12 protein-coding genes are annotated in these 14,090 nt (G+C 69.7%); 9 read left to right on the top strand and 3 right to left on the bottom strand.

Annotated elements, in window-relative coordinates; genetic code table 11:
* The first annotated feature begins 141 nt into the window (after window positions 1–141).
* Window positions 142–1,170, top strand: coding sequence for a 6-phosphofructokinase (locus ACI2K6_RS11945; protein ID WP_023955073.1), 1,029 nt, complete (start codon window positions 142–144; stop codon window positions 1,168–1,170).
* A gap of 81 nt (window positions 1,171–1,251) precedes the next feature.
* Here ACI2K6_RS11945 and ACI2K6_RS11940 read toward each other — a convergent pair whose 3' ends face one another.
* Window positions 1,252–2,643, bottom strand: a complete 1,392-nt coding sequence (locus ACI2K6_RS11940) for a threonine/serine exporter ThrE family protein (protein ID WP_094259967.1) — start codon at window positions 2,641–2,643, stop codon at window positions 1,252–1,254.
* Between the two features lie 154 nt (window positions 2,644–2,797).
* Here ACI2K6_RS11940 and ACI2K6_RS11935 point away from each other — a divergent pair, with 154 nt between their 5' ends.
* Window positions 2,798–4,084 carry an aspartate kinase gene (locus tag ACI2K6_RS11935; protein WP_404568710.1) on the top strand — a complete coding sequence of 429 codons (1,287 nt, stop codon included), beginning with the start codon at window positions 2,798–2,800 and terminating at the stop codon, window positions 4,082–4,084.
* Between the two features lie 113 nt (window positions 4,085–4,197).
* Window positions 4,198–5,601 (top strand): threonine synthase, encoded by a 1,404-nt coding sequence (gene thrC, locus ACI2K6_RS11930; protein WP_404568709.1) that lies wholly within the window; start codon window positions 4,198–4,200, stop codon window positions 5,599–5,601.
* 150 nt (window positions 5,602–5,751) lie between these two features.
* On the opposite strand, the gene coaBC is transcribed toward thrC, so the two are convergent.
* A complete protein-coding gene (coaBC, locus tag ACI2K6_RS11925; protein ID WP_404568708.1) occupies window positions 5,752–6,963 on the bottom strand; it encodes a bifunctional phosphopantothenoylcysteine decarboxylase/phosphopantothenate--cysteine ligase CoaBC in 1,212 nt (403 codons plus the stop codon).
* A gap of 71 nt (window positions 6,964–7,034) precedes the next feature.
* Here coaBC and ACI2K6_RS11920 point away from each other — a divergent pair, with 71 nt between their 5' ends.
* The 6 genes from ACI2K6_RS11920 to ACI2K6_RS11895 all read left to right on the top strand — a co-directional run bounded on the left by ACI2K6_RS11920 (window position 7,035) and on the right by ACI2K6_RS11895 (window position 13,206).
* Complete coding sequence (locus tag ACI2K6_RS11920) at window positions 7,035–7,751, top strand: NRDE family protein (protein ID WP_323986127.1); 717 nt, start codon at window positions 7,035–7,037, stop codon at window positions 7,749–7,751.
* A 94-nt stretch (window positions 7,752–7,845) separates the two neighbouring features.
* The gene (locus tag ACI2K6_RS11915) at window positions 7,846–8,904 is read left to right on the top strand and encodes an aspartate-semialdehyde dehydrogenase (protein WP_323986125.1); all 1,059 of its coding nucleotides are present in this window, start codon (window positions 7,846–7,848) and stop codon (window positions 8,902–8,904) included.
* A gap of 20 nt (window positions 8,905–8,924) precedes the next feature.
* Entirely contained in the window at window positions 8,925–10,433 is a 1,509-nt protein-coding gene (locus ACI2K6_RS11910) for a malate:quinone oxidoreductase (protein ID WP_181574220.1), read from the top strand.
* 5 nt (window positions 10,434–10,438) lie between these two features.
* Window positions 10,439–11,053 (top strand): thymidine kinase, encoded by a 615-nt coding sequence (locus ACI2K6_RS11905; protein WP_274178744.1) that lies wholly within the window; start codon window positions 10,439–10,441, stop codon window positions 11,051–11,053.
* A 101-nt stretch (window positions 11,054–11,154) separates the two neighbouring features.
* On the top strand, window positions 11,155–11,874 hold the full coding sequence (locus ACI2K6_RS11900) for a FadR/GntR family transcriptional regulator (protein WP_274178743.1): 720 nt from the start codon (window positions 11,155–11,157) through the stop codon (window positions 11,872–11,874).
* A 48-nt stretch (window positions 11,875–11,922) separates the two neighbouring features.
* Window positions 11,923–13,206 (top strand): alpha-hydroxy acid oxidase, encoded by a 1,284-nt coding sequence (locus ACI2K6_RS11895; protein WP_112617206.1) that lies wholly within the window; start codon window positions 11,923–11,925, stop codon window positions 13,204–13,206.
* Window positions 13,207–13,303: 97 nt separating this feature from the next.
* Here ACI2K6_RS11895 and ACI2K6_RS11890 read toward each other — a convergent pair whose 3' ends face one another.
* Entirely contained in the window at window positions 13,304–14,068 is a 765-nt protein-coding gene (locus ACI2K6_RS11890) for an HAD-IIB family hydrolase (protein WP_274178742.1), read from the bottom strand.
* Window positions 14,069–14,090: the final 22 nt, after the last annotated feature.

Raw genomic sequence — 14,090 nt, 5'->3', positions numbered from 1 at the left:
GAGGGCGCGCCTGGTCGCATCCGCGCGGGCCTCGCGAGTTCTCCCGGCGGGCTCGCCTGGCAGCACCCGCGCCGCGACGATAGTCTCGACCTGAGGCAGCGTCGCCACACTCCACCCTGAGCAACAACGAAGGATCTCCCCATGAAGATCGGCATCCTCACCAGCGGCGGCGACTGCCCCGGACTCAACGCTGTCATCCGAGGCGTCGTGCTCAAGGGCACCACCTCGTACAACATCGAGTTCGTCGGCATCCGCGACGGCTGGCGCGGCGTCGTCGACGGCGACTTCTTCCCCCTCACGCGCCACGAGGTGAAGGGCCTGTCGAAGGTCGGCGGAACCATTCTGGGTACGAGCCGCACCAACCCGTACGAAGGCCCCCGTGGCGGCGCCGAGAACATCGCGGCGACCCTCGACAAGCACCGCATCGACGGCATCATCGCCATCGGCGGCGAAGGCACGCTCGCTGCGGCCAACCGTCTCGCCAACGACGGCATCAACGTCCTCGGTGTGCCGAAGACGATCGACAACGACCTGAAGGCGACCGACTACTCGTTCGGCTTCGACACCGCCGTCAACATCGCGACCGACGCGATGGACCGCCTGCGCACGACCGGTGACTCGCACCAGCGCTGCATGGTGGCCGAGGTCATGGGCCGTCACGTCGGCTGGATCGCCCTGCACGCCGGCATCGCCGCCGGCGCCCACGTCATCTGCATCCCGGAGGTGCCGATGTCGATCGAGGAGATCACGGCGCAGGTGACCAAGGCGTTCGACCGTGGCCGCGCCCCGCTCGTCGTCGTGTCGGAGGGCTTCAAGCTGAAGGGTCAGGACGAGGCCTACAGCGACAAGGGCCTCGACGCGTTCAACCGTCCCCGTCTCGGTGGCATCAGCGAGGTGCTCGCTCCCGAGATCGAGCGCCTGACCGGCATCGAGACGCGCGCCACCGTGCTCGGTCACATCCAGCGCGGCGGCTCGCCGTCCGCGTTCGACCGTGTGCTGGCCACGCGCCTCGGGCTCGCGGCGGCCGACGCGCTCGTCGACGGTGCCTGGGGTCAGATGGTCTCGCTCAAGGGCACCGACATCGTCCGCGTCTCGTTCGACGAGGCCCTCGGCGAGCTGAACACCGTTCCGCTGTACCGCTACGAGGAGGCCGCCGCGCTGTTCGGCTGATCTCCGCGTCGCTTCGTCTCGGCCGCGTCCGCGGCAGGTTCCCCGCCTGCTCGTGACGCGGCCGTTTCGCTTCTCTTGGTTTCAGCGCACCCGCGCACGCGCACGGATGACCGACCCCAGCGACGCGCGGAGCGGCTGGCCGAGGTAGATGCCGAGCGACGCACCCACCGCCAGGGCGATGCCGACGGTCGCGGCTGCCGCGAGGGTGCTGAATCCGGTGAGCAGGGTCGCCGGGCTGTCACCCGACTCGACCACGCCGAGGAGCCCGCGGAACACCGCGGCACCGGGGACCATGGGCAGGATCGCCGCCGTCGTGATCGCGACAGACGGAACGTGCAGACGATAGGCGGCGAGAATGCCGACGAGGCTCCCGACGAACGCGCCGACGCCGCTCGCCGCCGCCGTCTCGAAGCCGAGCGAGGCCGCGGCCACGTATCCGAGCCACGCGACGACGCTGAGCGCGACGCTGACGACGATGATGCGGAGCCCGGCCCCGTTGATGACGGCGACGGCGAGGGCGATCAGACCTGCGCCGAGGAACTGCAGCGGCACGGGTCCGAGCGGCAGCGCCTCCGTCGGGGCCTCCAGGCCCAGCCCGATGACTCTCGCGGTCTCGATGCCGGCGAGGATGCCGAGCACGACGCCGAGAGTCTGCGTCACCAGCTCGAGGATGCGGCCCATCGCCGTCAGCGCGAAACCGTCGATGGCGTCCTGAGCCGCCCCGACCACGGTGAGGCCCGCCAGCATCAGCACGATGCCCGAGGCGACGATGACGGAGGGGCGCATGGTCATCGCGGCCTCCCACCCCGTCGCTCGAAGAAGCGGGGAGGCCGCAGCGACGATCGTGAGCACGAACGCCCCGGCGATCTGACTGAAGAAGAACGGCACGCGCGCCCGGCCCAGGAGGAACTGGGTCACCGCCGCCGACCCCGCGGCGAGGAACGACAGCACGATGACGAGCCAGTTCGCGCCGAACATCACCGCGACTCCGACCGCCAGCAGCGCCTGCGCCGAGACGGCGACGGGCTGGTGGTACCGGAACGGTGTGCGACGGATGCCGCGGAAGCGCAGGGCCGCGGCATCCAGGGGGAGTCCCGACCGGATCTCGGTCACGAGCGCTTGCAACCGCTGCAGACGCGCATGGTCGGGCGCCGCGCCGCGGACCACGCGCATCAGGGTGATGGGCCGGTCCTCACCGCTGCGATGGTGCGCGACGGTGATCGAGTTGTAGGTCACGTCGACGTGCACGGGGTCGAGTCCGTACACACCCGCGACCCGCACGATCGTCAGCGTCACTTCGCTGGCGGGCGAGCCCGCCACGAGCATCGTCTCGCCCAGCCTGATCGCCAGATCGAGCACCCGCACGGCGAAGGCGTCGTCGATCACCGGGAGCATCTCGGTCGCCGGGCCGCCGGCCGGATCGGCGGTGTGGACGAGCGCGTTCAGCGCCGTGAAGAGCGAGCGGCGTCCCATGGGTTCCAGCCTAGGTCCGTGCGCCCGGAGCCTCGCCCGCGGGCGGGTCGTCACATGGCGCTGCGCGCATGGGACGCTCCGTAAGATGGTCCGGTGGGCGCGGCATCCGGGCGCCCGTAGCAATCGCGCCGGCACCGGCATCCGGGAGTCCCACATGGCATTGATCGTGCAGAAGTACGGCGGGTCGTCCGTCGCCGACGCGGAGAGCATCAAGCGGGTCGCGAAGCGCATCGTCGACACCCGCCGCGCCGGTCACGACGTCGTCGTCGCGGTGAGCGCGATGGGCGACACCACCGATGAGCTGCTCGATCTCGCGAACGAGGTCGCACCGATCCCGGCTCCCCGCGAGCTCGACATGCTCCTGAGCTCGGGCGAGCGCATTTCGATGGCGCTCCTGGCGATGGCCATCCACTCGATGGGCTTCGAGGCACGGTCGTTCACCGGCAGCCAGGCGGGCATGATCACGGATGCCACGCACGGTGCCGCGCGCATCGTCGACGTCACGCCCGTGCGGCTGCGCGAGGCCCTCGACGAGGGAGCGATCGTCATCGTCGCGGGGTTCCAGGGGTTCAACCGCGACACCCGCGACATCACGACGCTCGGCCGTGGCGGATCCGACACCACGGCCGTCGCGCTCGCCGCAGCGCTCTCGGCCGACGTCTGCGAGATCTACAGCGACGTCGACGGCATCTACACCGCCGACCCGCGCGTTGTGCCCAAGGCTCGCAAGCTCGGCGTCGTCTCGGCGGAGGAGATGCTCGAGCTCGCCGCGAACGGCGCCAAGGTCCTCTACATCCGTGCGGTGGAGTACGCCCGCCGTCACGGCGTCATGATCAACGCCCGGTCGACGTTCAGCTCGGGGTCCGGCACGTTCGTGCTCGGTCCCGGGATGACGCTGCCCGAAGGCCGAAAGGAAGAAGAGATGGAAGAGCCGATCGTCGCGGGCGTCGCCACCGACCTCAGCCAGGCCAAGATCACCGTCATCGGCGTGCCCGACGTCCCGGGCAAGGCTGCCGAGATCTTCAAGATCGTGGCGAAGTCGGGCGCGAACGTCGACATGATCGTCCAGAACGTCTCGGCGGCCACGACGGGTCGCACCGACATCTCGTTCACGCTGCCCAAGACGGATGCGACCGTCGCGCTCCGCGCCCTCGCGGGCGAGCAGAGCGAGGTCGGCTTCGAGAGCCTCGTGCACGACGATCAGATCGGAAAGCTCTCCGTCGTCGGTGCCGGGATGCGCACGCACTCGGGCGTCTCCGCGACGCTGTTCGAAGCGCTGTCGAACGCCGGGGTGAACCTCGAGATGATCTCGACCTCGGAGATCCGCATCTCCGTCGTCGTCCGCGGCGACGAGCTCGCCGAGGCGGCTCGCGTCGTGCACAGGGCCTACGGGCTCGACGGAGATACCGAAGCGGTCGTCTACGCCGGCACCGGGCGCTGACGCCCCGCCGGCCGTCGACGCCCCGCCGGCCGTCGACGCCCCGCCGACGCCGGGCAGGCGCGGCACCTGCGACAATCGAAAGCCGTCCCCGACCCGTCACCGAGGAGCCCCGCGTGCTGTACATCTCGACCCGAGGCGGCGCTGAGCCGCTGCCGTACTGCGACGCTCTCCTCGAGGGGCTCGCGACCGATGGCGGTCTCGCCGTGCCGCAAGAGATGCCCTCGGTCTCGCCCGAGACCCTGGAGCGCTGGCGTGCCCTGACCTACCCGCAGCTGGCCACCGAGGTCCTGGCGCTCTTCGCCACCGACATCGAGCGCGACGACCTCGCCCGCATGACCGAGGCCGCATACGCTCCCTTCCCCGATGCTGTCGTGCCGCTGCGGCGGATCGGTGGCGGGATCACGCTGGTCGGGCTCTCCGAGGGCCCCACGCTGGCCTTCAAGGATCTCGCGATGCAGTTCCTCGGTCAGGTCGTCGAGCACGCTCTCGCGCGCACGGGGTCCGTGCTCAACGTTCTCGGTGCGACCTCGGGCGACACCGGATCGGCCGCTGAGTACGCGCTGCGCGGCAAGGAGCGCATCGCCGTGTTCATGCTGTCGCCGCAGGGCCGCATGAGCCCGTTCCAGCGGGCGCAGATGTTCTCGCTCGACGAGCCGAACATCCACAACATAGCCATCGAGGGCGTTTTCGACGACTGCCAGAACCTGGTCAAGGAGCTCGCGGGCGACCTCGAGGTCAAGCGGTCGCTGCGCCTCGGCGCGGTCAACTCGATCAACCTCGCCCGCATCACGGCGCAGGTCGTCTATTACTTCTGGGCCTGGCTGCGCGCGACGGACGCCGACGGCCACGCCGAGGTCTCGATCACGGTGCCGTCCGGCAACTTCGGCAACATCCTCTCGGGGTTCTACGCGCGCGAGATGGGTCTGCCGATCCGTCGGCTGGTGCTGGCGGCGAACGAGAACAACGTGCTCGACGAGTTCTTCCGCACCGGCATCTACCGTCCGCGCTCCGCCGCGCAGACGTTGCAGACCTCGAGCCCGTCGATGGACATCTCCAAGGCCTCGAACCTCGAGCGCTTCATCTTCGAACTCGTCGGGCGAGACCCCAAGCGCGTCGTCGCGGCGTGGAAGGATCTCGAGTCGCAGGGCTTCGCGGACTTCTCCGCCGACCTCGCTCGCTTCACCGCCGAGTTCGGCATCGTCAGCGGAACGTCCACGCATGCCGACCGGCTCGCCACCATCCGCGAGGTCCACGAGGAAGCGGGCGAGATCATCGACCCGCACACGGCCGACGGAGTCACGGTGGCCCGCGAGTACGTCGAGCCCGGCGAGATCATGCTCGTCCTCGAGACCGCCAAGCCCGAGAAGTTCGCCGAGACCATCCGTGAAGCCATCGGGATCGACATGACCTACTCCGACGAGCTGCAGGCGATGCTCGATGCGCCGCAGCACGTCGTCGACCTGCCCGACGACGCCGCCGCGCTGACGGCCTTCATCCGCGAGCGCGCCCTGAGCTGATCCCGCCCGTCCGCAGTCGGCCCCGCCGCGGCGTGCCGGTGGCGATACACCTGCAGGACCGGTGGTGCTGGTGTCGCCTCCGCGTGACTCTGAGTGCGCGTGGGCACCACACATCCGACGGATGTATCGCGCCCGGCCAGGGGTTGAGCGTCAGCTCGCGGCGCGGAGCGCGACGATCGCGTCCCAGATTGCGCGCGCGACGGCGTCCTTCGGACCGGAGGCTTCGGCGACAACCGTGCCGCCGTGTCCGATGACGGCGACGGCGTTCTCGCTCGCACCGAAACCGGCGTCCCACCCGACCTCGTTCACGACGAGGAGGTCGACGCCCTTGCGGTCGCGTTTGCGTCGCGCGCGCTCCAGCAGGTCGTCGTCCCGGGTCTCGGCGGCGAACCCGACAACGGTCTGACCGTCGCGGCGAGCGGCGGCGAGCCCTGCGAGGATGTCGTCGTTCGGCACCAGCTCGATCGTCTCGAGCGGACCGTCCTCCTTCCGCAGCTTGTGCTCCGACACTCGAGCGGCGCGATAGTCGGCGACGGCTGCGACCATGATGACGATCTCTGCGGCGGCGGCGGCATCCGACATCGCCCCGCCGAGCTCAGCCGCGGTCTCGACATGCTGGACCGTGATGCGCGGGTGCGCGATGGCGGCGTCGAGAACGCCGGCGTCGACGGATGCCGCGACGAGCGTCACCGTGGCGCCGCGCCGCGCCGCCTCGACGGCGATCTCCGCGCCCTGACGACCGCTCGACCGGTTGCCGAGGAAGCGCACGGGGTCGAGCGGTTCGCGGGTGCCCCCGGTCGAGACCGCGACGTGCAGGCCGTCGAGGTCGGCCGGCGCGGGGGACACCAGCGCGAGAGCCGCCGCGACGATGTCCTCTGGCTCCGACATGCGGCCCGGGCCGCTGTCGCCGCCGGTCAGCGGGCCGTCCGCGGGCCCGACGAGCAGCACGCCGCGCTCGCGGAGCGTGGCGACGTTGGCGGCGGTCGCCGGGTGCCGCCACATCTCGGTGTGCATCGCAGGGGCGACCACGACGGGTGCCGTGGTGGCGAGGAGCGTCGTGCCCAGCAGGTCGGATGCCAGACCCGCGGCCATCGACGCGATCGTGTTGGCCGTCGCGGGCGCGACGATCACGAGGTCGGCGCTCTGGCCCAGGGCGACGTGCCGCACACGCGCGACGTCGTCGTGGACGGACGTCGTGACGGGGTTGCGGCTGATCGCCTCCCATGTCGTCAGGCCGATGAAGCGCAGCGAGTCCTCGGTGGGGATGACGTGGACGTCGTGCCCCTGCTGGACGAGCAGCCGTACGAGCTGGACGCTCTTGTAGGCGGCGATGCCACCGGTGACCCCGACTACGATGAACATGCCCCCGATCCTCCCACGGCCCCGGGCGGGGTGCGCGGATCGACCACCGGCCGCCGAGAGCGAGTGATCCCATGTGCACCGTCGTCATCCAGGTGCCCGCCGATCCGAGCCGGCCGGTTCGGCTGCTGGCCGTCCGCGACGAGGATCCGTCGCGCGCGTGGGACCCGATCGGTCCCTGGTGGCCCGACACGTACGCCGATGTCGTCGGCGTGCGCGACCGTCGCGCCGGCGGGGCCTGGCTCGCCGCCGACCCGGCCGCTCGCCGGCTGGCCGTCATCCTGAATCGAGCCGACGTGCTCCCGGATGGCGCGCCGGCGCTGTCGCGCGGCGGCATCGTCCTGGATGCGGTCGCGGGCTCGCCGCCGACGGGCGCCCCGCCCACGCACGGCTTCAATCTCGTCGACGTCTCGCCCGGTGGGGTCCGCGTCTCGATGTGGGATGCCGCGACCCTGCGGACGGTCGACCTCCGTCCCGGCACCCACATGATCGCCCACGACGACGTCGACGATCCGCGCACCGCCCGGATCCGTCGCTGGCTCGGCGAGTTCGCGGCGGCCGCGCCGGAGCTCGATCGCGCGGACGGCCTGCAGCCCTGGCTCGACGTGCTCCAGGACACCGCGGCCACCCCGGCCACCGACGACGCCGCGATCATCCGCGACAACCGTCCGTACGGCGTCCCGACCTTGTCGCTGCTCGTCTGCACCGCCTCCGTCGGCACTGGCGGGGTCGACCTCGCTTACGGCGCCCTCGACGTGCCGGGGGAGTGGAACCGCCCCGAGATGGCGTGAATCGCGCGGTCATCGGCCGTCACGTGCGTCGGACCCGCCCCGGTGCGCCGATAGAATCGCCGAAACCCGATCACGCTCCACGCAAGGAACCGCTATGACCCGCATCTCCGATTCCGGACTCTCCGTCGCCGTCGTCGGCGCCACTGGCCAGGTCGGAAAGGTCATGCGCGAGATTCTCGTCGAGCGGAACTTCCCGATCCGCGAACTGCGCTTGTTCGCCACCGCGCGCTCGGCGGGCACCTCGATCGAGTTCGCCGGGCACGATGTGATCATCGAGGACATCGCCACCGCAGACCCCGTCGGCATCGACATCGCCCTCTTCTCTGCGGGGGCGACCGGATCGCGCGCGCACGCGCCGCGCTTCGCAGAAGCGGGCGCCGTCGTCATCGACAACTCCAGCGCCTGGCGCATGGACCCCGAGGTTCCCCTCGTCGTCAGCGAGGTCAACCCCCACGCCACGGTGAACCCGCCGAAGGGCATCATCGCGAACCCGAACTGCACCACGATGGCCGCGATGCCGGTGCTGAAGGTGCTCGACACCGAGGCGGGGCTCGAGCGCCTCATCGTCTCGACCTATCAGGCGGTCTCGGGCTCGGGCCTCGCCGGCGCCGAAGAGCTGCTCGGCCAGGTCGAGGGAGTCCTCGCTCAGGGACACACGCTCGATCTCGTGCACGACGGCTCGGCGGTCGACTTCCCGCAGCCCGAGAAGTACATCGCCCCGATCGCGTTCGATGTCATCCCGTTCGCCGGCAACCTGGTGGACGACGGCGACAACGAGACCGATGAGGAGAAGAAACTCCGCAACGAGAGCCGCAAGATCCTCGAGCTGCCCGACCTGCGTGTCGCCGGCACCTGCGTGCGCGTCCCCGTGTTCACGGGTCACTCGCTGTCGATCCACGCCGAGTTCTCGCGCGACATCACGCCGGAGCGGGCGCGCGAGGTCCTGGCCGCGGCGCCCGGTGTCGTGCTCGAGGAGGTCCCGACGCCTCTGCAGGCAGCCGGCAACGACCCGAGCTACGTCGGCCGCATCCGCGCCGACCAGTCCGCGCCCGAGGGCAAGGGACTCGTGCTGTTCATCAGCAACGACAACCTCCGCAAGGGTGCCGCGCTGAACGCGGTGCAGATCGCGGAGATCGTCGCCGAGCGTCTCTGACGTCAAGGCGGGGCGGCGGGATGCCGCGCGCCGCCACCGGGATAGACTGGTGCATCGTGAGTGAAAAGGTCGACGTCGTCCTGATCGGCGGGGGCATCATGAGTGCCACGCTCGGTGTGCTGCTGAAGCAGCTCCAGCCCGATTGGAAGATCGAGGTGCACGAGCGCCTGTCGGATCTGGCGCAGGAGAGCTCGAACCCGTGGAACAACGCGGGCACGGGTCACGCCGCGCTGTGCGAGCTGAACTACACGCCCGAGGCGTCGGACGGCTCGGTAGATCCCGGCAAGGCGATCACGATCAACGAGCAGTTCCAGCAGAGCCGTCAGCTCTGGGCCTCGCTCATCGAGCGCGGCATCCTCGACGAACCGTCGACGTTCATCAACGCGACGCCTCACATGACCTTCGTCCGCGGTGAGAAGGACGTCGCGTTCCTCAAGCGCCGCTACGAGGCGCTCAAGGACCAGCCCCTCTTCGCGGGCATCGAGTACTCGGAAGACTCGCGCGTCATCAACCAGTGGGCGCCGCTGCTGATGCAGGAGCGCCGCAAGGGCGAGCCGTTCGCGGCGACGCGCGTCCCCGCCGGCACGGATGTCGACTTCGGATCGCTCACCCGGCAGCTGTTCTCGCACCTGCAGGAGCAGGGCGTGGAGGTCATCACCGACCGTGAGGTGCGCACGCTGAGCCGCCAGAAGGACGGCTCGTGGCGGGTCTTCTGGCGCAATCGCCTCGGCAAGACCCCCGGGCACACCGACGCGCGCTTCGTCTTCGTCGGGGCCGGCGGCTGGGCGCTGAAGCTGCTGCAGAAGTCGGGTATCCCCGAGATCAAGGGCTACGGCGTCTTCCCGATCGGCGGGCAGTTCCTCAAGACCACGAACCCCGCCGTCGTCTCGCAGCACAAGGCCAAGGTGTACTCGCAGGCCTCGGTGGGTGCTCCGCCGATGTCGGTTCCCCACCTCGACACGCGCGTCGTCGACGGCGAGGCCTCGCTGCTGTTCGGACCGTTCGCGACGTTCAGCCCGAAGTTCCTCAAGAACGGCCGCATCACCGACATCGTGTCGCAGGTGCGCCCCCACAACCTGCTGCCGATGCTGAAGGTGGCCGTCGACAACCCGAGTCTCATCTCGTACCTCGTCGGCGAGCTGCTCAAGAACCACCGCAAGAAGGTGGAGTCGCTCCGCGTCTTCATGCCGACCGCGAAAGACGAGGACTGGGAGCTGATCCAGGCCGGTCAGCGTGCTCAGGTCATGAAGAAGGACCCGAAGAAGGGCGGCGTGCTGCAGTTCGGCACCGAGGTCGTGACCTCTGCCGACGGGTCGATCGCCGGTCTGCTGGGGGCCTCGCCGGGCGCCTCGACTGCGGCATCCATCATGCTCGGACTTCTCAAGACGTGCTTCCCCGACCGCATCGCGGGCTGGGAGCCCGAGCTGAAGAAGCTCATCCCGAGCTACGGGCAGCCGCTGAACCCGCGGGCGGATGCCGCTCGCGCGTCGATCGAGGCGACGGCCGAAGCGCTCTCGATCAATCCCTGACGGGCATGGCCAAGCTCTACTTCCGTTACGGAGCCATGAACTCCGGCAAGTCGACGGCTCTCCTGCAGGCGGCTTACAACTACGAGGAGCGCGGCCAGCACGTGCTGCTCGCGAAGCCCGAGATCGACACGAAGGGCGCCGGCCAGATCGCAAGCCGGCTGGGCGTCGAGCGAGACGTCGACTTCCTCGTCGGTGCGGACGACGACCTGCGGGCCGTCTTCGGCGTGCATCGTGAGCGCGTGCGCGCCGAGACGGGAGCGGATGTCGCCTGCCTCCTCATCGACGAAGCGCAGTTCCTGACGTCGGAGCAGGTCGACGATCTGCTGCGGACCGTGGTGGAGGAGAACGTCCCGGTGCTCGCCTACGGCATCCGCACCGATTTCCAGACCCGCGCCTTTCCCGGTTCGGCGCGTCTGATGGAGCTCGCGCACAGTCTCGAAGAGCTGAAGACGATCTGCCGCTGCGGGCGGAAGGCCCTCTTCAACGCACGTCTGGTCGGCGGACGCTTCGTGTTCGAAGGCGACCAGGTGGCGATCGACGAGCTCGCTCTCGACCGGGTGACGTACGAGTCGATGTGCGCTGAGTGCTATCTCCGCGAGTCGGGTGGTCGCCTCGCCTGAGGCATCCGGCGACTGATACGTTTCACGACGCGGCTGTCCAGGGCTTTGCGCGGTCAGACCACAAGATGTATCGTGGTCCGGCCACCAAGGAGAGGGGCGTCATGGCTGACGGAACCCCGGCGCGCGCCTGGCGCGTCGTATTGGAGAAGATCGAATCCGATCTTCTCGCCGGCAAGCTCGGTCCCGGCGACCGACTGCCGTCCGAGCGCGACCTCGTCGCGCAGCTCGGGGTCGGGCGATCCAGCGTGCGCGAAGCGCTCCGCGTGCTGGAGGTCATGGGCCTCATCCGCACCGCGACGGGATCGGGGCCGAGCGCGGGGGCCATCGTCGTGGCCCGCCCGACCGGCGGCATGCAGGCGCTCCTTCGGTTGCAGGTCGCCGCGCAGGGCTTCGCCATCTCGGATGTCGTGAACACGCGTCTCCTGCTCGAGGAGTGGGTCGCCGGTGAGCTGGCCGGCTCGTCCGACGTCGATCTCGAGCGGGCGCGCGAAGCGCTCCGTGCGATGGATGCCGCGGACCTCAGCCCCGCCGACTTCCTGGTACTCGATGCGCAGTTCCACGTCGCCTTGGCCGAGGCGTCGGGCAACGAGGTCGTGGCGGCGATGATGGCGGGCCTCCGATCGTCGATCGAGGACTACGTGCTCCAGGGTGCCGCGCGCATCCCGGATTGGGACAGCGCGGTGGACCGCCTGCGCGACGAGCACAACGCGATCGTGGCGGCGATCGACGAACAGCGGGTAGACGATGCCCGCACCGCCGTCCACGACCACATCACGGGGTACTACGCGTCCGCGAACCCCGTGCGCCCCGAATCCACCTGAACCCATCCGGTCCGACCCCGTCGGCCCCGCCGGAACTGAGGAGAGAATATGGTCACCCGACAGTTGCCCAAGATTCCCGAGCTGCTCGAACTGATGCAGTTCAAGGCCCCCGATCTCAATGGACGCCGCCGCCGACTCACGTCGGCCCTGACGATCGATGATCTGCGGACCATCGCGAAGCGCCGCACGCCCAAGGCGGCGTTCGACTACACCGACGGTGCCGCGGAGGGCGAGATCTCGCTCGCGCGAGCACGGCAGGCGTTCCAGGACATCGAGTTCCACCCCGACATCCTGCGTCCGGCGGAATCGGTCGACATGTCGACCGAGATCCTCGGCGGGCGCTCGGCGTTGCCGTTCGGAATCGCCCCGACCGGATTCACCCGGTTGATGCAGACGGAAGGCGAGAGCGCGGGGGCATCCGCCGCGGGCGCGGCCGGCATCCCGTTCACCCTCTCGACGCTCGGGACGACGTCGATCGAGGGCGTCCGGGCGGCCAACCCGCACGGACGCAACTGGTTCCAGCTCTACGTCATGCGCGATCGTGAGATCTCATATGGTCTCGTCAAGCGGGCGGCCGAGGCGGGCTTCGACACTCTCATGTTCACCGTGGACACCCCGGTTGCGGGAGCGCGCCTGCGTGACAAGCGCAACGGGTTCTCCATCCCGCCCGCGCTGACCGTCGGGACGATCGTCAACGCCATCCCGCGCCCCTGGTGGTGGATCGACTTCCTCACGACGCCCAAGCTCGAGTTCGCGTCGCTCACGACCACCGGCGGCACCGTCGGCGAACTCCTCAACGCCGCGATGGACCCGACCATCAGCTACGACGACCTCGAGGTCATCCGCAGCATGTGGCCCGGGAAGATCGTCATCAAGGGCGTGCAGAACGTCGAGGACTCCAAGCGGCTCATCGACCTCGGAGTCGATGGCATCGTGCTCTCGAACCACGGCGGCCGCCAGCTCGACCGCGCCCCCGTGCCGTTCCACCTCCTGCCGCAGGTCGTGCGCGAGGTCGGGAAGGACGCCACGGTCATGGTCGACACCGGCATCATGAACGGTGCCGACATCGTTGCCTCCATCGCGCAGGGCGCGAAGTTCACTCTGATCGGACGCGCTTACCTCTACGGGCTGATGGCGGGCGGCCGTCAGGGCGTGGACCGGACCATCGCGATCCTGCGCAGCGAGATCGAGCGCACGATGCAGCTGCTCGGCGTCTCGAGCCTCGAGGAGCTCGAGCCGCGTCACGTCACGCAGCTGCAGCGGCTCGTGCCGATCACAGGCTCAGCGCCGCGTCGCGCCGCCACGCGCGCCAAGACGGCGTCGCGAGCCTGACGACGGGACGCGAAGCAACGGGCCCCGGTGCCGGCAGTCGTCAGGCTGCTCGGCCCGGGGCCCGAATGCGTGGCGCGGTGTCGCCCGCGTCAGGGGGTCAGCGCAGCGGAAGCGTGGGGATGAGCTGGTCGAGGAAGTCGGCGGTCTCTTCCCAGCCCTCGACCGCGTGGCAGGCCACGCCCATCGCGAGCACCGGATAGTCGTTGCCGTTCTCGTCGAGACGGTCGCCGACGAACAGGATGTCGTCCTGCGGGATGCCGCTCTGCTCGATCAGCCGGGTCATGCCGTAGGCCTTGTCGATGCCGCGCTCGGTGATGTCGACCGACGTCGAGCCGCCCGCGCGCACCTCGAGGTCGGGGATGCGGTCTGCCACCGCCGCTCGCAGCGCATTCTTCTTCTCGCCGGAGGGATCCCACGCCATCTTCGCGTCGACGGGAGCTTGCTGGCCCAGCGCGGAGAACGTGATCTGAGACCCACGGTCCTCGAGGATGGGGCCCCAGGTCTCGCTCTCCCACAGGCCGAGCCGACGCGCCTCTTCCTCGACCGCGGCGAGGGCGCGGGACTTCTGGTCATCGGTCAGCGAGCGGGCGTAGACCGTCTCGATGCCGGCGGGGGAGAGGCGGTAGTACTGCGTTCCACAGGTCGGCAGCAGGTGGAAGTGCGACAGCAGGTCTGCATCCGTCTCGGGCAGCTGGTCGACGACCTGCGCGGTGAACTGCGCGAGCTGTCCGCCGGAGATGATCGCGACCTCGACGCGGGCCGCAAGATCGAGCAGCTGGCGCCCGATACGCGGGTTGATGGCGCTCTTCGAGGGAGCGAGGGTGTCGTCGAGGTCGAAGGCGACCAGTCGGGGGATGGGCATCCGTGCTCCGTTCTCCGGTGGC

Source organism: Microbacterium sp. NPDC006705, assembly GCF_044903545.1.
GTDB lineage: Bacteria > Actinomycetota > Actinomycetes > Actinomycetales > Microbacteriaceae > Microbacterium > Microbacterium plantarum.
The sequence above is the reverse complement of the archived record's forward strand: the minus strand, read 5'-3'. Positions and strand labels throughout refer to the sequence as shown.